Source organism: Bradyrhizobium ottawaense, assembly GCF_002278135.3.
Taxonomy (GTDB): Bacteria; Pseudomonadota; Alphaproteobacteria; order Rhizobiales; family Xanthobacteraceae; genus Bradyrhizobium; species Bradyrhizobium ottawaense.
In genome coordinates this window covers 1,178,733-1,198,113 of record NZ_CP029425.2, presented here as the reverse complement: position 1 = coordinate 1,198,113, position 19,381 = coordinate 1,178,733, and the positions used below count along the sequence as shown (strand labels likewise).

Annotated in this window: 17 protein-coding genes and 1 pseudogene; 6 read left to right on the top strand and 12 right to left on the bottom strand. The window is 64.6% G+C overall.

What is annotated here, in order from left to right; all coding sequences use genetic code 11:
* Positions 1 to 30: 30 nt before the first annotated feature.
* The 6 genes from CIT37_RS05690 to coxB form a co-directional block, all read right to left on the bottom strand.
* Positions 31 to 927 (bottom strand): cytochrome c oxidase subunit 3, encoded by an 897-nt coding sequence (locus CIT37_RS05690; protein WP_028139839.1) that lies wholly within the window; start codon positions 925 to 927, stop codon positions 31 to 33.
* 79 nt (positions 928 to 1,006) lie between these two features.
* The gene (locus CIT37_RS05685) at positions 1,007 to 1,660 is read right to left on the bottom strand and encodes a cytochrome c oxidase assembly protein (RefSeq protein WP_095425112.1); all 654 of its coding nucleotides are present in this window, start codon (positions 1,658 to 1,660) and stop codon (positions 1,007 to 1,009) included.
* A gap of 5 nt (positions 1,661 to 1,665) precedes the next feature.
* Positions 1,666 to 1,842, bottom strand: a complete 177-nt coding sequence (locus tag CIT37_RS05680) for a cytochrome c oxidase system small membrane protein (protein WP_018316353.1) — start codon at positions 1,840 to 1,842, stop codon at positions 1,666 to 1,668.
* Positions 1,839 to 2,783: a heme o synthase gene (locus tag CIT37_RS05675; RefSeq protein WP_038948601.1), complete on the bottom strand. Its 945-nt coding sequence runs from the start codon at positions 2,781 to 2,783 to the stop codon at positions 1,839 to 1,841. Before CIT37_RS05675 ends, CIT37_RS05680 begins: the two co-directional genes overlap by 4 nt.
* A gap of 61 nt (positions 2,784 to 2,844) precedes the next feature.
* Positions 2,845 to 4,464: a cytochrome c oxidase subunit I gene (gene ctaD, locus CIT37_RS05670; RefSeq protein ID WP_028139836.1), complete on the bottom strand. Its 1,620-nt coding sequence runs from the start codon at positions 4,462 to 4,464 to the stop codon at positions 2,845 to 2,847.
* Positions 4,465 to 4,550: 86 nt separating this feature from the next.
* Entirely contained in the window at positions 4,551 to 5,390 is an 840-nt protein-coding gene (gene coxB / locus CIT37_RS05665; protein WP_028139835.1) for a cytochrome c oxidase subunit II, read from the bottom strand.
* A gap of 463 nt (positions 5,391 to 5,853) precedes the next feature.
* On the opposite strand from coxB, the gene CIT37_RS05660 reads away from it, so the two are divergent.
* The 4 genes and pseudogenes from CIT37_RS05660 (at position 5,854) to CIT37_RS05645 (ending at position 9,434) form a co-directional block, all read left to right on the top strand.
* Complete coding sequence (locus tag CIT37_RS05660; RefSeq protein WP_028139834.1) at positions 5,854 to 6,399, top strand: invasion associated locus B family protein; 546 nt, start codon at positions 5,854 to 5,856, stop codon at positions 6,397 to 6,399.
* A gap of 248 nt (positions 6,400 to 6,647) precedes the next feature.
* A complete protein-coding gene (tldD, locus tag CIT37_RS05655; RefSeq protein ID WP_026201654.1) occupies positions 6,648 to 8,075 on the top strand; it encodes a metalloprotease TldD in 1,428 nt (475 codons plus the stop codon).
* The gene (lepB, locus tag CIT37_RS05650) at positions 8,072 to 8,851 is read left to right on the top strand and encodes a signal peptidase I (RefSeq protein ID WP_018316360.1); all 780 of its coding nucleotides are present in this window, start codon (positions 8,072 to 8,074) and stop codon (positions 8,849 to 8,851) included. Before tldD ends, lepB begins: the two co-directional genes overlap by 4 nt.
* Before the next feature lie 16 nt (positions 8,852 to 8,867).
* A pseudogene (locus CIT37_RS05645) lies at positions 8,868 to 9,434 on the top strand (nucleotidyltransferase family protein).
* 128 nt (positions 9,435 to 9,562) lie between these two features.
* On the opposite strand, the gene CIT37_RS05640 reads toward CIT37_RS05645, so the two are convergent.
* From CIT37_RS05640 to CIT37_RS05630, 3 genes are all read right to left on the bottom strand, one after another.
* A complete protein-coding gene (locus CIT37_RS05640) occupies positions 9,563 to 10,141 on the bottom strand; it encodes a PAN domain-containing protein (protein WP_028139832.1) in 579 nt (192 codons plus the stop codon).
* A 213-nt stretch (positions 10,142 to 10,354) separates the two neighbouring features.
* Positions 10,355 to 11,725: a glutamate--cysteine ligase gene (locus tag CIT37_RS05635; protein WP_028139831.1), complete on the bottom strand. Its 1,371-nt coding sequence runs from the start codon at positions 11,723 to 11,725 to the stop codon at positions 10,355 to 10,357.
* 99 nt (positions 11,726 to 11,824) lie between these two features.
* On the bottom strand, positions 11,825 to 12,322 hold the full coding sequence (locus tag CIT37_RS05630; RefSeq protein WP_018316363.1) for a MarR family winged helix-turn-helix transcriptional regulator: 498 nt from the start codon (positions 12,320 to 12,322) through the stop codon (positions 11,825 to 11,827).
* Between the two features lie 126 nt (positions 12,323 to 12,448).
* On the opposite strand from CIT37_RS05630, the gene gstA reads away from it, so the two are divergent.
* Positions 12,449 to 13,063, top strand: coding sequence for a glutathione transferase GstA (gstA, locus tag CIT37_RS05625; RefSeq protein ID WP_038948604.1), 615 nt, complete (start codon positions 12,449 to 12,451; stop codon positions 13,061 to 13,063).
* A 239-nt stretch (positions 13,064 to 13,302) separates the two neighbouring features.
* Positions 13,303 to 13,611: a hypothetical protein gene (locus tag CIT37_RS05620; RefSeq protein WP_152036324.1), complete on the top strand. Its 309-nt coding sequence runs from the start codon at positions 13,303 to 13,305 to the stop codon at positions 13,609 to 13,611.
* Positions 13,612 to 13,926: 315 nt separating this feature from the next.
* Here CIT37_RS05620 and CIT37_RS05615 read toward each other — a convergent pair whose 3' ends face one another.
* The 3 genes from CIT37_RS05615 to CIT37_RS05605 form a co-directional block, all read right to left on the bottom strand.
* Positions 13,927 to 16,140 (bottom strand): FAD-dependent oxidoreductase, encoded by a 2,214-nt coding sequence (locus CIT37_RS05615; RefSeq protein ID WP_028139828.1) that lies wholly within the window; start codon positions 16,138 to 16,140, stop codon positions 13,927 to 13,929.
* Positions 16,141 to 16,291: 151 nt separating this feature from the next.
* On the bottom strand, positions 16,292 to 17,500 hold the full coding sequence (locus CIT37_RS05610; RefSeq protein WP_028139827.1) for an acetyl-CoA C-acetyltransferase: 1,209 nt from the start codon (positions 17,498 to 17,500) through the stop codon (positions 16,292 to 16,294).
* A 72-nt stretch (positions 17,501 to 17,572) separates the two neighbouring features.
* Positions 17,573 to 19,363 (bottom strand): acyl-CoA dehydrogenase C-terminal domain-containing protein, encoded by a 1,791-nt coding sequence (locus CIT37_RS05605; RefSeq protein ID WP_095425110.1) that lies wholly within the window; start codon positions 19,361 to 19,363, stop codon positions 17,573 to 17,575.
* Positions 19,364 to 19,381 lie beyond the last annotated feature (18 nt).

The window sequence follows — 19,381 nt, the reverse complement described above, 5'->3', positions numbered from 1 at the left end:
GGCCGCCCTTTCTGATCTCGTTGTCGCGGCTCAGTGCGCGCCGTGGGCCATGGTCTCGGCGCCGTGTCCCCAGACGTAGATGCAGAGGAACAGGAACAGCCAGACCACGTCGACGAAGTGCCAGTACCAGGCGGCGAACTCGAAGCCGAGATGCTGCTTCGGCGTGAAGTGGCCGGCGTAAGCGCGGAACAGGCACACCAGCAGGAAGATGGTGCCGACCAGCACGTGGAAGCCGTGGAAGCCAGTCGCCATGAAGAAGGTCGCGCCATAGACGTTGCCGCCGAACGAGAACGCCGCATGGCTGTACTCGTAGGCCTGCACGCAGGTGAAGAGCGCACCCAGCACGACGGTCAGGATCAGGCCGTATTTCAGGCCCTGGCGGTCGTTCTCCAGCAGCGCATGGTGCGCCCAGGTCACGGTGGTGCCCGACGTGAGCAGGATCAGCGTGTTGAGGAGCGGCAGATGCCAGGGATCGAAGGTCTCGATGCCCTTCGGCGGCCAGGTGCCGGGGACGGCGCAGGCGCCGGCCTGGGTGCCGAGGCCGCAGCCGAATACGGCATCGCGGGTGGCGTGAACGGCGTCGGCCGGAAACAGCGCGGCGTTGAAATAGGCCCAGAACCAGGCGACGAAGAACATCACCTCGGAGGCGATGAACAGGATCATGCCATAGCGGTGATGCAGCTGCACGACGCGGGTGTGGTCGCCCTTGTACTGGGCTTCCTTGATCACGTCGCCCCACCAGCTCGCCATAGTGTAGAGCACGCCCACGGTGCCGACGCCGAACACGATCGGCGCGGCCGAGAACATGTGATGCATCCAGGTGATCGCGCCGACCGCCATGATGAAGGCCGAGAGCGAACCGACGGCCGGCCATGGCGAGGGGTCGACCAGGTGATAGTCGTGATGCTTGGTGTGCGCCGTAGCCATTTCGGTCTCTCTCCTCAATCCCGTGCCTGTCAGGCACTTATCCCCTTGTTTCCGACCTTCCGAGCGCGAGCCCCGGCGGTCAGAGATTTCCCTTGCGCTTGTCTGCTTCGCCCGATGCCAGCGGCTTCACCACGGGATCCTTCACCGGATAGAAGGTGTAGGACAGCGTGATCGTGTTCAGCCCGTCGTTCTCGTGATCGTCGGCGATCGACGGATCGACGTAGAACACGACCGGCATCTCGCGCTTCTCGCCGGGCGCCATGGTCTGCTCGGTGAAGCAGAAGCAGTTGATCTTCTGGAAGTAGGAGCCGACCGTCAGCGGCGCGACATTGTAGGCGGCCTGCGCGGCAGTGGTGCGCGCGGCCTGGTTGGTCACGGTGTAGAAGACGGTCACGACCTGGCCGATATTGACCTCGATCTCGCTCTGCTCCGGCTCGAACTTCCAGGGCAGGCCGGGCGCGACGTTTGAATCGAAGCGCACCGAGATTTTCCGCGCGATCGGGCCGGTGGCCGGCGCGGAGGTCGCAACCTGGGTCGTGCCGTTGAAGCCGGTGGCGCGGCAGAACCAGTTGTAGAACGGCACCGCCGCGTAGGAGGCACCGACCATCAGCGCGACTACGCCGCCGCAGATGGAAGCAACCACCACATCGCGGCCCAGCCCGCGGCCCTTGGTCGGCTCACGCTTGGCCGGCTTGGCGCTGACATCCTGCGATATGGTCGGCTCGTGATCCATGTTTCCTACATCGGCCGCACGAGGACTGCCGGCCCCTTGACCATGGTGACGGCGAAGAACAGCACCACGAGCACGCCGAGCGCGAGCGCGATCGCAATCGATCGCTGACGACGGCTCTTCTTCTGCGCCTCGGTGAGGACGATTCCATCTGGCTCGGGTTTGTCGACCATCCCTGCGATCATGCGCCCCCTACCAGCGGAGCAAGTGCCCGGAACACGACCTCGGCCAGCAGGGTCGCGAACAGCACGAACAGATAGAGGATCGAAAAGGCGAATAGCTTGCGGGTCGCACGCAGCGACGCAGCTCGCTCGCGGCGCAGATAGACGTTGATCGCGAGCACCAGCATGCCGGCGCCGAGGATCAGCGAGACGATGCCGTAAACGGCGTCGAAATAGCCGAGCGCCCAGGGCGCGGCGGCGACCGCGATCAGCACGATGGTGTAGAGCAGGATCTGGAGCCGCGTCGCGTCGGGACCGGCGACGTTGGGCAGCATCGGAATGCCGGCGCGCGCGTAATCGTCGGAGCGGAACAGCGCCAGCGCCCAGAAGTGCGGCGGGGTCCAGAAGAAGATGATGGCGAACAGCAGCAGCGGCTCGACGTCGACCGTGCCTGTGACCGCGGCCCAGGCCACCACCGGCGGCAGCGCACCGGCGGCACCGCCGATCACAATGTTCTGCGCGGTCCAGCGCTTCAGCCACATGGTGTAGATCACGACGTAGAAGAAGATGGTGAAGGCGAGCAGCGCGCCCGCGATCCAGTTGACGAGGATGCCGAGCGTCATCACCGAGAAGAAGGACAGCGTCAGGCCGAACGCCATGGCTTCAGGGCGGGTGATGCGGCCGCGCGGAATCGGCCGGTTCGCCGTGCGCGACATCTTGGAGTCGATATCGCCTTCCAGCGCCATGTTGAGCGCGCCCGAGGCGCCCGCGCCGACGGCGATGCAGAGCAGCGAGGTGATCGCCAGCACCCAGTGGAAATGCCCGGGCGCCATCGCCATCCCGACCAGCGCGGTGAAGATCACCAGCGACATCACCCGCGGCTTCAAGAGCGCGATGTAGTCGCCGACCTCCGCTTCGGAGATGCGGGGATTGATGTCGATGGCGTTGTGGTCGAGGACGGACACTTAATTCAACTCGCTTCGTTATAGAGCCGCGGCGCCCGTCACGGGCGCCGCGGGAGATCGATCACTGCACGCGCGGCAGCACTTCGAACTGATGGAAGGGCGGCGGCGAGGGCAAGGTCCACTCCAGCGTGGTCGCACCTGCACCCCACGGATTGTCGCCCGCCGGCACCTTCTTCATGAAGGCGTCGAGCACGCAGTAGAGGAAGATCAGCACGCCGAAGCCGGAGATGTAGGAGCCGACCGACGAGACCAGGTTCCAGCCCGCGAACGCGTCGGGATAGTCGACGTAACGGCGCGGCATGCCCGACAGGCCGAGGAAGTGCTGCGGGAAGAACACCAGATTGACGCCGATGAAGGTGACCCAGAAGTGCGCCTTCGCGAGCGTCTCGTTGTACATGTAGCCCGACATCTTCGGGAACCAGTAGTACCAGCCGGCGAAGATCGCGAACACCGCACCGAGCGACAGCACGTAGTGGAAGTGTGCGACGACGTAGTAGGTCTCCTGCAGCACGCGGTCGACGCCGGCGTTCGCCAGCACGACGCCGGTGACGCCGCCGACCGTGAACAGGAAGATGAAGCCCACGGCCCAGATCATCGGGGCCCGGAATTCGATCGAGCCGCCCCACATCGTGGCGATCCACGAGAAGATCTTCACGCCGGTCGGAACCGCGATCACCATCGTCGCAGCGACGAAATAGGCCTGCGTCGCCGACGACATGCCGACCGTGTACATGTGGTGCGCCCACACCACGAAGCCGATGCCGCCGATCGCGACCATGGCGTAGGCCATGCCGAGATAGCCGAACACTGGCTTGCGCGAGAAGGTGGAGATGATCTGGCTGACCATGCCGAAGCCGGGCAGGATCAGAATGTACACCTCGGGGTGACCGAAGAACCAGAACAGATGCTGGAACAGCACGGGGTCACCGCCGCCGTCAGGCGCGAAGAAGGTCGTGTGGAAATTGCGGTCGGTCAGCAGCATGGTGATCGCACCGGCAAGCACCGGCAGCGACAGCAGCAGCAGGAACACCGTCACCAGGATCGACCACACGAACAGCGGCATCTTGTGCAGGGTCATGCCCGGCGCGCGCATGTTGAAGATCGTGGTGATGAAGTTGATGGCGCCGAGGATCGACGAGGCGCCCGCCAGATGCAGCGACAGGATCGCGAAGTCGACGGCCGGGCCCGGATGGCCCGAGCTCGACAGCGGCACGTACATGGTCCAGCCGGCGCCGACGCCGTTGGCACCCGGCTCGCCCTCGACGAAGGTCGACATCAGCAGCAGGGCGAAGGAGGCCGGCAGCAGCCAGAACGAGATGTTGTTCATGCGCGGGAACGCCATGTCGGGCGCGCCGATCATCAGCGGCACGAACCAGTTGCCGAAGCCGCCGATCATCGCGGGCATGACCATGAAGAAGATCATGATCAGGCCGTGAGAGGTCACGAACACGTTATAGGTGTGCGTCTCGTGGAAGATCTGCACGCCCGGATACATCAGCTCGGCACGGATCGCGATCGACATCGCGGCGCCGATGACGCCGGCGATGACCGCGAAGATCAGGTACATCGTGCCGATGTCCTTGTGGTTGGTCGAATAGACGTAGCGGCGCCATCCGGTCGGATGGGCATGCTCGTCATGTCCGTGGGCGTGATCGCCGTGTGCCGCTGCGCTCGTTGCCATTTTCAAATCCTGCCTTGCGTCCCAATCGGACCTCTGGAGGTCCCGCCCTTATGTCGCTTTCAGTCCCTCAAGCCGTCACCCGACGCCTACTGCGTCGGGCCGGCCGCGGAGGCGTAGGTGCTGGTGCCGCCGCTCGCAAATTTCTTCTTTGCCGTCTCGACCCAGGAGGCGAACTCCTGGTCATTCACGACGCGAATCGCGATCGGCATGAAGGCGTGGTCCTTGCCGCAGAGCTCCGAGCACTGGCCGTAGAACATGCCGGTCTTGGTCGCCTTGAACCAGGTCTCGTTCAGCCGGCCCGGAATGGCGTCGATCTTGACGCCGAAAGCCGGCAGCGCGAAGGCGTGGATGACGTCGGCGCCGGTGACCTGGACACGAATCACCTTGTTGACGGGCACCACCATCTCGTTGTCGACGCCGAGCAGGCGGGGCTGCTTGTCCTGCGCCATCAGCGAATCGAACTCGAACTTGCCGTTATCGGGATAGGCATAGGACCAGTACCACTGCTTGCCGGTCGCCTTGATGGTGATATCCGCCTTCGGCACATCGAGCTCGAGGAACAGAAGCCGGAACGACGGCACCGAGATGCCGACCAGGATCAGCACCGGAACCAGCGTCCAAGCCACCTCGATCAGCGTGTTGTGGGTGGTCCGCGACGGCACCGGATTGGCCCGCGCGTTGAACTTGATGACCACGACCACGAGCAGCGCCAGGACGAACAGCGTGATCAGCGTGATCAGCACGAACAGGAAGTTGTGGAACCAGATGATGTTGTCCATCACCGGGGAGCCGGACTCCTGAAGCGTCCATTCCCAGGGCTTCGGCTGCCCGAGCTCGGCAAATGCCGCACCGCCCGTCGCCAGCGTCAGACCCGCCACGGCCAATCCCAGCAAGTGCCGGCCCACCGGGCCCATCGACATCCTCATGCCGTTCGCGCTCCCCTTACGAAATCACCCCAAGTGCGCTCCCCCCTGCTTGCGGGAAACGCTTATTCGATCCGCCCGCCTGACAAACCGCCGCGCAAGAATACCTCTAAGAGGAATTGGGGCCAGATCGCTAGAACGCCGAAATCAAGCCTCTCAAACCATAATTTTTGATCTATCGCAATGCAGTCTTGAGCCCCGTCTGCCAGCGATCACCCGCAAGATATTTCCTAGTAAGATCAGACAAAAATACCGTTTGCCGGGATGCTGCCGCTTGACAGCGGAATTGCCCGCGGTAGGCACTGACAGATGGCCGCGCAGGAACCTGATTCGTGCGGGCGGCGGCGGCGCGGGGCGGCGTGGAATTTGCTTGGGAATCGCCTTCAAGACGCCGTCATTCCCGTATCAGTCCGCCAGATTAGTCCGCCAAGCGCGAGCGACCCAGGCGAGCAGAGGGACCGACCCGATGGGGCTTTCGAAATCGATGGCAAGGCTGGCGAGAAGGCAGATGACCCGCCTCCCGGCGCTGGCCAGCCTGCTGGCTGCGCTCGTCGTTCTGGCACTCCCCGGCCTCGCCCATGCGCAGGGCGCGGTGCGCTCCGTGCATGGCGACTGGCAGATTCGCTGCGACACGCCGCCTGGCGCCCAAACCGAGCAATGCGCCCTGATCCAGAGCGTGGTCGCCGAAGACCGCTCCAATGCCGGCCTGACCGTCATCGTGCTGAAGACCGCCGACCAGAAGAGCCGCCTGATGCGCGTGGTCGCGCCGCTCGGGGTCCTGCTGCCCTCCGGTCTCGGGTTGAAGCTCGACAACCAGGACGTCGGCCGCGCCGGATTCGTCCGCTGCCTGCCCAATGGCTGCGTCGCCGAGGTCGTCATGGACGACAAGCTGCTCGGCCAGCTCCGCACCGCCAAGACCGCCACCTTCATCATCTTCGAGACCCCGGAAGAAGGCATCGGCTTCCCGCTCAGCCTGAACGGGCTCGGTGAAGGCTATGACAAGCTGCCGTAGGGGCGGCAATCCGATCGCACGTTCTTAATCCCGTTCATCCTTCGAGGGCCGCTGAAGAAGCGACCGCCTCCAGCGACAACGGCTTCGCCGTTGCGCGGGGGTGACGGTGATGGATTGATGCTCGCGGCCAACATTTTCGACAACACCGTCGGCAATCCTATCGTTTCCGTAATGTGACGCCCCGCCCCCTCGCGGAACCGGTCCGAAACCATTATCTTGCCCCACATCTTCCGATAATGGACGGACGCATGACAAACCCTGCCACGACCTCCCTGCTCGACCGCGCCAATCTCGATCGCGACCAGGTTCGCCACGAGGTCGCACGCGGGCTTTCCGGTGCCGACGACGGTGAGCTGTTCCTGGAGTACAGCCAGACCGAAGCGCTGATGTTCGACAATGGGCGGCTGAAGCAGGCGACCTACGACACCTCGCAAGGTTTTGGCTTACGCGCGGTCAAGGATGATGCCGTGGGCTACGCCCACTCCTCCGACGTCTCGCTGCCGGCGCTGATTCGCGCCGCCGATGCAGTCGCAGCCGTACGCGGCGGCTATTCCGGCAGCTTCGCCGCGCCGCCCGCGCACACCAATGTGCGCCTTTACGGCGATGACAACCCGCTGGATGCCCCGGGCTTCGAGACAAAAGTAAAACTGCTCGCCGAGATCGACGCTTATCTGCGCGACAAGGATCCGCGCGTGCGGCAGGTCAGCGTCAGCCTGGGTGCGACCTGGCAGGTCGTCGAGATCCTGCGGCCCGACGGCGAGAGCTATCGCGACATCCGCCCGCTGGTGCGCGTGAACATTTCCGTGGTCGCCGGCCAGGGCGACCGCCAGGAGAGCGGCAGCAAGGGTTATGGCGGCCGCGCCGGCTATGCTGAATTCATCGAGAGCAAGAACTGGCGCGATGCCGCCGACGGCGCGTTGCGCGAGGCCTTGGTCAATCTGGAATCGATCCCCGCCCCCGCCGGCGAGATGGACGTCGTGCTCGGGGCCGGCTGGCCCGGCGTGATGCTGCATGAAGCGGTCGGCCACGGCCTCGAAGGCGACTTCAACCGCAAGAAGACGTCGGCATTTGCCGGCCTGATGGGCCAGCAGGTCGCGGCCAAGGGCGTCACCGTGGTCGACGACGGCACCATGGCCTCGCGCCGCGGCTCGCTGTCGATCGACGACGAGGGCACGCCGACCAATCGCACCGTGCTGATCGAGGACGGCGTCCTGGTCGGCTACATGCAGGACCGCCAGAACGCGCGGCTGATGAACATGAAGCCGACCGGCAACGGCCGTCGCCAGGGCTATGCCCACGTGCCGATGCCGCGCATGACCAACACCTACATGCTCGCGGGCGACCGCGATCCGGCCGAGATCCTCGCATCGGTGAAGAACGGCGTCTTCGCTGCGAATTTCGGCGGCGGCCAGGTGGACATCACCTCAGGCAAGTACGTTTTCCAGTGCACCGAGGCCTACAAGATCGAGAACGGCAAGCTGGGCGCGCCGCTGAAGGGCGCCATGCTGATCGGCAACGGGCCGACCGATTTGCATCGCATCCGCATGATCGGCAACGACCTTGCGCTCGATACCGGCATCGGCACCTGCGGCAAGAATGGACAGGGCGTGCCTGTCGGCGTCGGCCAGCCGTCGCTGCTGATGGAGCGCATCACCGTGGGTGGAACGGGCGCATGAGCGTGGAAGAAAAGGTCACCGTCACCCCCAAGCGGAAGAGCAGCGGCTGGGGCGGGCAGATCGTTCAACTCGCCGGCATCGTCGCCGCCGTCTTCATCGCCAAGGGCGCGCTTGCCGAGCCGTTCTACGTGCCGTCAGGCTCGATGGAACCGACGCTGCTGATCGGCGATGCGCTGCTCGCCTCGAAATTCCCCTACGGCTACGGCACCTCGTCGCTGCCGATCCAGATCAGCCTGCCCGAGAGCGGCCGCGTCTTCGCGGAGACGCCGAAGCAGGGTGACGTCGTCGTGTTCCGCTGGCCCGGCGATCGCTCGCAGGCCTGGGTCAAGCGCGTCGTGGGATTGCCGGGCGATCGCATCCAGATGCGGCAAGGCCAGCTCTTCATCAACGACCGCCCCGCCGAGCTCAAGCCCGACGGCGTTGGCGCCGCCGAGGACGACAATGGCGGCAGCGAGCCCGCCTATCGCTATGTCGAGACGCTGCCGAACGGCGTCTCGCATTTGATCTTCAAGATGCGCGACAACGGTCCGCTCGACAACTCGCCGGAAGTGACGGTGCCGGCCGGCCACCTCTTCGTGCTCGGCGACAACCGCGACAATTCCGCCGACAGCCGCGTGCCGCTGCGGTCCGGCGGCGTCGGCCTGTTGCCGATCGACAATCTGATCGGCCGTGCCGATGCGGTGCTCGGCTCCTGGGATCTCGGCATACGCGGCCAGCCGGTTTACACCTGGCTCTCCGGCTTCCGGCTCGGCCGGTTCTTCACCGCCGTGCATTGAGCCGCCTCATCGCACGATGAACCGTGACGAATTCCTCGCGCTCGCGCTGAGAAATCCCGTCAACGTCACGATCATCGACGTGCTGGCGCAGCTCGATCTGCCGGATGCATGGCTGGTCTCGGGATGCCTGGTGCAGACCGTATGGAACGTGCTCACCGGCCGCCCCGTCGATCACGGCATCGCCGACTACGATGCGTTCTATTTCGATCCCGATACATCGTGGGAGGCGGAGGATTCGGTGATCCGCGCCCTGCATGAGCGGCTCGCGCATCTCGGCGCCAAGGTCGAGATCCGCAACCAGGCGCGTGTGCATCTGTGATACCCGGCCAAGCACGGCCTGCCCTATCCGCCGCTGAGAAGCTCGAGGGAAGGCATCGACCGCTTCCTCACGCAGAACACGCAGGTCGGGGTCAGGCGCACAGGCGGTGGCTACGAGGTCTACGCGCCGCACGGGTTTGACGATGTCGCAGGGCTGATCGCGCGGCCGAATCCGGGCCCGAATTTTTCCGCGACGAATTACGAGGCGAAGGCCGCACGCTGGAAGGCGCTATGGCCCGAGCTCACGGTGAACGCGGCGGAGTGAGGTCTCGTAGGGTAGGCAAAGCGGAGCGTGCCCACGCGTCTGTCGCCGCGTCTCAGAGATCGTGGGCACGGCGCAAGGGCGCCTTTGCCCACCCTACGGCACCTGCGTCCGGGGCACGAGCACCAACGCTACCGCACCACGCCCGACGTGAAGCCCGCCTTCCTTCGCGGCGGCTTGATTTCCTTTTTCAGGAAGCAACGCGCTTCGCGCCCGGTGTAGCCGGGGCGGGCATAGGTGAAGGCGCGGCATTTGTTGTCGGCGGTGCAGGCGGCCTTGCAGGCCTCTTCGCCCTCGCCGTCCTTGAGCTCGAAATTGCGCAGATCGCCGCCGGGGCGGTCGATCGACGTCTCCACGCCCTCGACCCGCGGTTCGATCACGCCGGCGCCGCGCACACCCGAGATGCAGCAACTTCCCGGCACCCGCGCCGGCACCGTGTTCTTCAGCCAGCACACCGCCGCACCGCCTTCGACGTCGGGATAGCTGAAGCTCCACGAGCGGCAGCGGCGGTCGCGCTCGCACAGCAGCGCGCAATCCTCAGGATCGCCTGAAGCGACCGGCGTGCTGAAATAGTCGCCGCCGGGCCGGTCGAACGCAGTCTGGGCGCGCGCCGGCACACTCGCGCATGCGAGCGAAAGCAGCGCGGCGCATACCACGACTTTTGCCAAGACCTTTGCCATGACGGCGCCGGACAGGCGGCCCTTCCCCATCGGAACAGCTTTCGAGTTATTGACGACGCTCGGGTTTTTTCAGCCGGTCATTTGATCGCCGCAAACCTGTATGGGCGATGAACGGCTGAATCCCGACCGGGGGCCGACCGGCCTAAAGCGCGATGCGATGAGGATGAATCGTCATCGCGCTTCAGGTTGTTGTTTAAGCATGATCTTTTCGGAAAACCGCTGCGCGCTTTTCCGGATCAGGCTTTAGAACGCGTATTCCGCGTAGGCCGGTTCCACCGAGCCCTTCCAGGGACCGTTGAACTTGTCCAACATTTCCTCGGCCGGCGTCCGGCCGGAATCGATGATGCGGTCGAGCGGCTCCAGATGCCGCGTTTCGTCGCGGCCGAGCTGGTCGATGCGGCCGCGCCGGCGCAGGCCGGCATGGGCCAGAACGAGGCATTCCTTGGCGATCTCGAACAGATAACGGTTCTTGATCCGCGCCTTGAAGCCGAAGCGCGTCACGTCGTCGCGCAGGGCCTGACGCTCGGGCGCGCTCCAGTGCTTGACGATCTCCCACGCCGCATCGAGCGCGACGTCGTCATAGAGCAGCCCGACCCAGAACGCCGGCAGCGCCGGCAACCGGCCCCACGGGCCGCCGTCGGAGCCGCGCATCTCGAGATAGCGCTTGAGCCGCACCTCCGGGAAGATCGTCGAGAGATGGTTGGCCCAGTCCGACAGCGTCGGACGCTCGCCGGGAAGGTTGTTGTTGCGGCCGTCGAAGAACGCGCGGAACGAGGAGCCCGACACGTCGATGTATTCCTCGCCGCGCTTGACGAAATACATGGGCACGTCGAGCGCGTAGTCGACATAGCGCTCGAACCCCATGCCGTCCTCGAATGCCCACGGCATCATGCCCGACCGCGCATTGTCGGTGTCGCGCCAGATCTCGGAGCGGAAGGACAGGAAGCCGTTCGGCTTGCCTTCGGTGAACGGCGAATTGGCGAACAAGGCGGTTGCGACCGGCTGCAGCGCGAGCGAAACGCGCAGCTTCTTGACCATGTCGGCTTCGGAGGAGAAGTCGAGATTGGTCTGCACCGTGCAGGTCCGGTACATCATGTCGAGGCCGTATTGGCCGACCTTCGGCATGTAGTTGGTCATGATCTTGTAGCGGCCCTTGGGCATCACCGGGATATCGGCGCGCGACCAGGATGGCGTCATGCCGAGACCGAGGAAGCCGATGCCGAGCGGCGTTGCGATCTCGCGCACCTGTGCAAGATGCGCCATCAGCTCGCTCTGGGTCTGGTGCACGTTCTCGACCGGCGCGCCGGAGAGCTCGAACTGTCCGCCGGGCTCGAGCGATATCGCACCGCCGCCGGTGACGTCGTAGAGGCCGATGATGTTGCCCTTCTCCATGATCGGCTCCCAGCCGAGCAGGAGCTTCATGCCTTCGAGCAACGCACCGATGCCGCGCGCACCCTCGTAAGGCACCGGACGGTGGCCCTCGAGCGTGAACGGCGTCTTCTCGTGCTCGGTGCCCATGCGGAATTCGGACGGGTCCTTGCAGCCTTCCTCGAACCACGAAACGAGCTCGTCGCGCGATTGCAGCGGCGTCATATCGATCTGGTCTCGCGCCATATCAAACTCTAATCAAAAGGCGCTTCGATCGAACGCGCGCGGGTGACGGGATGGTCCGCGAACCCACCGGGCGCACGGACGAGCTGGTGTGCCGCGCGATCATCGCGACGGCGAGGTTTCGTTGACGTTGGCGACGGGCGGCAGTTTCATCTCGCCGCACGAGCAGCCCAGGCGGTCGAGCAGGCCGCTGAGCTTGACGGCATCGGCATCGGACAGTTTCGAACCGACATATTTCTCGATCGCAGCCGAATAGGCGCTCCACATCCGCTTCTGCAGCTCGCGGCCGGCTTCCGTGATCTCGACGAACTGGCCGCGCTTGTCGATCTTGCATTCGCGCCGCGAGGCGAGGCCCTCGTCGACCAGGCGGTCGATCAGGCGCGAGGTGGAATATTGCGGGATCAGCATCTGCCGTTCGAGTTCCACCGGCCTCAGCTCGCCCGAGGGAGCCCGCGACAATTCGAGCAGCGCGTCATACCATGCCAACGGCGGGAAGCCTGCCTTCTTCAGATCCTGCTCGACGCAATCGAGCACGCGGCTCTGTACCCGCATCAGGCGGATCCAGGCGGAAGTCGCCTCGGTCGATGGTTTGCGTTTCATGGTCCCGCTCAAGCTCGTCGTCCGTCTCTTACCCCATTTGATGCAGCTGCATCAATCTTGACTATTTCAAGCAGTTGCATGTAGTCGTTCTTTCGGCCGAACCAAGCGTCAAGAGGAGGAAATTCCATGAAACTGTACTATTCGCCCGGTGCCTGCTCGCTGTCCCCCCACATCGCGCTCCTCGAAGCCGGCCTGCCCTATGAGCTGGTCAAGGTCGATATCCGGGCCAAGAAGCTCGAAAATGGTGAGGACTATCTGAAGCTGAACCCAAAGGGCCAGGTCCCTGCGCTGGGCCTCGACAGCGGTGAGATCGTGACCGAAGGCCCGGTGATTGTCCAGATGATCGCCGATCAGGCATCAAGCAAGGCACTGGCGCCCGCCCATGGCAGTTCCGAGCGCTACAAGCTGCTGGAGTGGCTGAATTTCCTCACCTCGGAGGTGCACAAGAGCTTCGGTCCGATGTTCGCGCCGGCCCTGAACGACGAAGCCAAGGCTTTCTTCAGGGATCGCGTCATGGGCAAGCTGAAATATATCGACAGCCAGCTCGCCGGCCGCGACTACCTCATGGGCAAGCAGTTCACGGTCGCCGACGGCTATCTGTTCACGATGCTGACCTGGGGCGAGCGGATGAAGTTCGACCTCTCCGCGATGCCGAACCTTGCCGCCTACAAGGCCCGCGTCGAGGCGCGGCCGCAAGTGCAGGAAGCGCTGAAGAAGGAAGGCCTCGCGCAGGCGAAGTAAGACCAGCGCACGACGTTCGAGACGACGAAGAGCCGGATCGGCGATCCGGCTCTTTTGCTTGAACCAGTTGCCGAAGCCCGGACGTTCGCGAGGTCCTGGGCATCAATTTTACGAGCATTGTCGGAGTTAACAATAACTCCGCCTTGTGTGTGCGGCAGAGATCACCATCGTTGTGAGAGCAATCCAGTTGGCTCAACTTCAGCCATGTACCGCGATGCGGCCTGAACTGGGAAGCTCTCGTGACAACCGTACTCCTCCTCTTGCTCGCGAGCACGATCACCGGCGTGGCGGCGGGACTCTTCTTCCGAGTCTGGAGTCTGTTGCTGGTCTCGCCGGCGACCGCGATCCTCGTCGCAACGGTCCTTCAGACCTCGGGATTCGGATTTTGGACGGGCATTCCCATCGTTGTCGGCTGCCTGATTGCCGGCCAGGTCGCCTATTTGGCGGCGACGCGCTTTGTGCACAGAGGCGAGCTCTCAATGCAGGACGACGTCGACGGCGACCCAGGCAAGCACGGCCATCGCCATATCGATGAAGAGAACGAGTAGCGCCAAGCCGACCCAGGAGGGGATTTTTCTGCGCCGCCGGAGGAGCCTGCGGCGCGGCCACGGCTGCCCCAGCCGCAAGAAGGGGGCGTATCTCGCGGCAACGCCGGCTGCGCTGTCTTGAAACACCGTGGGGATCATTGCGGGACACCTTCAATGCTAACGAGCCATCCGATGCATCGTCAGCAAGAGCGGTGCCAGGGCGGAGCGAGCGCGCCGGGCGGGATTTGGAGCGGCGTTTTCTCGCCATTCGGCGACAGCAAACAGAAAGGCCGGATCGATGATCCGGCCTTTTGTTTCTGCGTGGCCCGGCCCCCGTCAGGCCGCCGCCTTCTTCGGCGCGAAGCGGCCGTAGAAGGTCTCGCCCTTCGCCGCCATCTCCTCCAGCAGCTTCGGCGGCGTGAAGCGCGAGCCGTACTTCGCTTCCAGCTTGTGGCAGAGCTCGACGAACTTCTTGGTGCCCATGAAGTCGATATAGGACAGCGTGCCGCCGGTGAACGGCGCGAAGCCGAAGCCGAGGATGGAGCCGACATCGGCCTCGCGCGGATCGGTGATGACGTGGTCCTCGACCGTGCGCGCGGCTTCCACCGCCTGCACCACCAGGAAGCGCTGCTTCAGCTCCTCGATATCGAGCGTATCAGGGTCGAGCTGCTTCGGCTGCAAGGCCGAGAGGCCCGGCCACAGGCTCTTCTGACCCTTGCCCTTCTCGGGATAGTCGTAAAAGCCCTTGCTGTTCTTGCGCCCCAAGCGGCCCTGCTTCTCGACCATCTCCACCATCAGCTTCTTCTGATCTGGATTGATGGCGTTGGGGCCGAGATCGGCCTCCGTCGCCTTCATGATCTTGAGGCCGAGATCGAGCGCGACCTCGTCGGAGAGCGAGAGCGGGCCGACCGGCATGCCGGCCATCTTGGCGCAGTTCTCGATCATCGCGGGCGGCACGCCCTCGAGGAACATCTCGTTGCCTTCGGCGACGTAGCGGCCGACGCAGCGATTGGCGAAGAACCCTCTGGAGTCGTTGACGACGATCGGCGTCTTGCCGATCTGCCGGACGTAGTCGAGCGCGGTCGCGAGCGCGAGGTCGCCGGTGTTCTTGCCCTTGATGATCTCGACCAGCATCATCTTCTCGACCGGCGAGAAGAAGTGGATGCCGACGAACTTGCCTTGGTCCTTGAAGCTCTCGGCCAGGGAGGTGATCGGCAGCGTCGAGGTGTTCGACGCGAAGATCACGTCCGGCTTCATGTGCTCCTGCGCCTTGGCGAAGGTATCAGCCTTGACCTTGCGGTCCTCGAACACGGCCTCGATGACGAGGTCGACGTCCTTCAGCGCCGCATAGTCCGCGGTGGGCGTGATGCGCGCGAGCAGCGCTTCGGCATCCGCGGGCTTGGCCCGGCCCTTCTTGATCTGATCCTCGATCACCTTCTGCGCATGGGCCTTGCCCTTGTCGGCGCTCTCCTGGTCGCGGTCGATCAGGACGACGTCGAGGCCGGCGCGGGCCGAGACGTAGCCGACGCTCGCGCCCATGAAGCCGGCGCCGATCACGGCGATCTTCTTCACCTTGGTCGCAGGCACGTCCTTCGGGCGGCGCGCGCCCTTGTTGAGCTCCTGCATCGACAGGAACAGGCTGCGGATCATCGCGGCCGCTTCCTTCGAGCGCAGCACCGAGGTGAAGTAGCGCGACTCCACCCGCAGCGCGGCGTCGATCGGCAACTGCAGGCCCTCATAGACGCAGCTCATGATGGCGCGCGCGGCCGGATAATTGTCGTAGGTCTCGCGGCGATAGATCGCGTTTCCCGCCGGGAACATCATCATGCCGGCCTTGGAGAACACCGGGCCGCCGGGCAGCTTGAAGCCCTTCTCGTCCCAGGGCGCGACCGCCTTGCCGCCGCCCTTGATCCAGTCCTTCGCGGCCTTGATGAGGTCGGCGGCGGGAACGATGGCGTGGATCAGGTTCAGCGCCTTCGCCTTCTCGATCGTGACCGGATCGCCCTTGAGCAGGATCGTCATCGCGTCCTGTGGCGGCACCAGGCGCGGCACGCGCTGCGTACCGCCGGCACCGGGGAACAGGCCGACCTTGACCTCGGGCAGGCCGAGGCGGGTCTTGGGATTCTCCGCGGCGACGCGATAGTGGCAGCACAGCGTGATTTCGAAGCCACCGCCGAGCGCGAGCCCGTTGATCGCGGCCGCCCACGGCTTGCCTGACGTCTCGATCGAGCGCAGCACCAGCGAGAAGCGGCGGCTCTGGTCGAACAGCATCTGGTTCGCGGCGGTCTCGCCCTGCTCCTTGAACACCTTGGCGTAAGCCTGGTTCATGCCTTCGAGCATCGACAGGTCGGCGCCGGCGCAGAATGCCTCCTTGGCGGAGGTAATGACGACGCCCTTCACCGCGGCATCCGCGGTGGTCGCCTTGACGATCGCGTCGAGCTCGTTGGTCGAGGTCTCGTCGAGCACGTTCATCGAGCGGCCCGGGATGTCCCAGGTAACGAGCGCGATGCCGTCGGAATCGGTCTCAACCTTGAAATTCTTGTAAGTCATGTTGGTTGCTCCTCGGTGCCGCAGCCGATCTCAGGCGCGGCGGTTGACTTGAGATCTCGTAGGGTGGGTTAGCGAAGCGTAACCCACCACGGTCTTTCGCTGCGGAGACAGAAGAGGTGGGTTACGCCTTCGGCTAACCCACCCTACGGACCTACACCCGCTCGATGATGGTCGCGGTGCCCATGCCGCCGCCGATGCACAGCGTGACGAGGGCGGTGGACTTGTTGGTGCGCTCGAGCTCGTCGAGCACGGTGCCGAGGATCATCGCACCGGTCGCGCCGAGCGGATGGCCGAGCGCGATGGCGCCGCCATTGACGTTGATCTTGGCGTTGTCGATGTCGAAGGCCTGGATGTAGCGCAGCACGACCGAGGCGAAGGCCTCGTTGAGCTCGAACAGATCGATGTCCGACTTCTTCATGCCGGAGCGCGCGAACAGCTTTTCGGTGACGTCGACCGGGCCGGTCAGCATCATCGCGGGCTCGGAGCCAATGTTGGCGAACGCACGGATTTTTGCACGCGGCTTCAGGCCGTATTTCGCTCCCGCCTCCTTGCTGCCGAGCAGCACGGCGCCGGCGCCGTCGACGATGCCCGACGAGTTGCCGGCGTGGTGCACGTAATTGACGCGTTCGATCTCGGGGTGCGACTGCAGCGCGACACCGTCGAAGCCGCCCATCTGCGCCATCATCGTGAACGACGGCTGCAGCTGCGCCAGCGACTGCATCGTCGTCGAGGGACGCATATGCTCGTCCTTGGCCAGGATGGTGAGGCCGTTGATGTCCTTCACCGGGACGATCGATTTGTCGAAGCGGCCTTCCTCCCACGACTTCGCGGCACGCTGCTGGCTCTGCACGGCATAGGCATCGACGTCGTCGCGCGAGAAGCCGTATTTGGTCGCGATCAGATCGGCCGAGACGCCCTGCGGCATGAAATAGGCCGGCACCGCCATCGAGGGATCCATCGGCCACGCACCGCCGGAGGCGCCGATGCCGACGCGGCTCATCGATTCCGCGCCGCCGCCGATCACCAGCTCATGCTGGCCACTCATCACCTGCGCGGCGGCGAAGTTCACGGCATCGAGGCCGGAGGCGCAGAAGCGGCTGATCTGCACGCCGGGCACGGCTTCGCCGAGACCTGCCTTCAGTGCGGCAAAGCGCGCGATGTCGGAGCCGGCTTCGCCGACCGGATCGACCACGCCGAGGATGACGTCGTCGACGGAATCCTGCGGCAGGTTGTTGCGGTCCTTCAGCGCCTTCAGCGGCACGGTGGCGAGCGCGAGCGCGGTCACTTCGTGCAACGAACCGTCAGCCTTGCCGCGGCCGCGGGGGGTGCGGACGTGATCGTAGATATAGGCATCTGCCATGGGAGCCTCCTGATTGCAGTTATGTTGGTGGCGACCGCGGCGCGGTCGCAATCATTGGTGAAGCGGGAAGCCTCAGAACGCTTCCGCCGGCAATTCCATGATGGTGGCGCAGCCGGCCTGGATGCGCGCGAGATTGGCGGCGGTCTCCGGCAGCATCCGCTCCATGAAGAAACGACCGGTGACGAGCTTGGTGGAGAGATAGGGCGTGGCCCCGCTCTCGGCAATCTTGGCATTCGTCACCTTCGCCATCTTCGCCCACATGTAGCCGAGCGCGACGAACCCGAACAGATGCAGGTAATCAGTTGCGGCGGCGCCGGCATTGTCAGGCTTCGCCATCGCGTTCTGCATCAGCCAGGTCGTGGCCTGCTGGAGATGGCCGAGCGAGGCCGAGAGCGGCGCGATGAAGGGCTTGAGCGCCTCGTCGCCGCCGTTCTCCTTGGCAAAGGCCATGACCTCGCCGAAGAAGGCCATGATGGCGCGGCCACCGTCGCGCGGCAGCTTGCGGCCGACGAGGTCGAGCGCCTGGATACCGTTGGCGCCTTCATAGATCATGGCGATGCGGGCATCGCGCACGAACTGCTCCATGCCCTGCTCGGCGATGTAGCCGTGGCCGCCATACATCTGCTGCGCCTGCACCGCGTTGGCAAAACCGTAATCGGTGAGGAAGCCCTTCAGCACCGGCGTCATCAGGCCCATGTGGTCGTCGGCGGCCTGGCGGTCCTTCGGGTCTTCGGAGCGATGGGCGACGTCGCTCTTCAGCGCGGTCCACATCACGAAGGCACGCGCGGCTTCGTTGAAGGCGCGGATCGAGAGCAGCGTGCGGCGCACGTCGGGATGCACGATGATCGGGTCGGCCTGCTTGTCCGGCGCCTTGACGCCGGTGAGCGAGCGGCCCTGGATGCGCTCGCGGGCATAGGCGACCGCGTTCTGGTAGGCGACCTCGGACTGCGCGAGGCCCTGCACGGCGACGCCGAGCCTCGCCTCGTTCATCATCACGAACATGCCCTGCATGCCCTTGTTCTCTTCGCCGATCAGCCAGCCGGTGGCGCTGTCGTAGTTCATCACGCAGGTCGAATTGCCGTGGATGCCCATCTTGTGCTCGATCGAGCCGCAGACGACGCCGTTGCGGGCACCGACTGAGCCATCCGGATTCACAAGGAACTTGGGCACCACGAACAGCGACACGCCCTTGATGCCGGCGGGTGCGCCCTCGATGCGGGCGAGCACGAGGTGGATGATGTTGGAGGCAAGATCATGCTCACCGGCCGAGATGAAGATCTTGGTGCCCGTGATCTTGAAGCTGCCGTCGGCCTGGCGCACCGCCTTGGTGCGGAGCATGCCGAGATCGGTGCCGCAATGCGGCTCGGTCAGGTTCATGGTGCCGGTCCATTCGCCGGCGACCATCTTCGGCACGTAGGTCTTCTTCTGCTCGGGCGAACCATGAACGATCAGCGCCGCGGTCGCGCCCATGGTGAGGCCGCCATACATCGAGAACGCCATGTTGGCAGAGATCTGGAATTCGTTGACGGCCTGGCTCAGCGTCACCGGCAGGCCCTGCCCGCCGAACTCGGTCGGCGCCGACAGACCGAGCCAGCCGCCTTCGGCGACCTGCCTGAACGCATCCTTGAAGCCCTTCGGCGTGGTGACGTTGCCGTCATCAGTGCGCTTGCAGCCTTCGAGATCGCCGACGCGATTGAGCGGCTGCAGCACCTCTTCGGCGAGCTTGGCGGCTTCACCCAAAATGGCTTCGCGCACATCGCTCGACGCATCGGAGAAGCCGGTGAGATTGTCGTAGCGGTCGATCTGGAAGACGTCGTTGAGCAGGAAGTTCACGTCTTCGACGGGGGCTTTGTAGATCGGCATTGCGGTCTCCCGGCATGG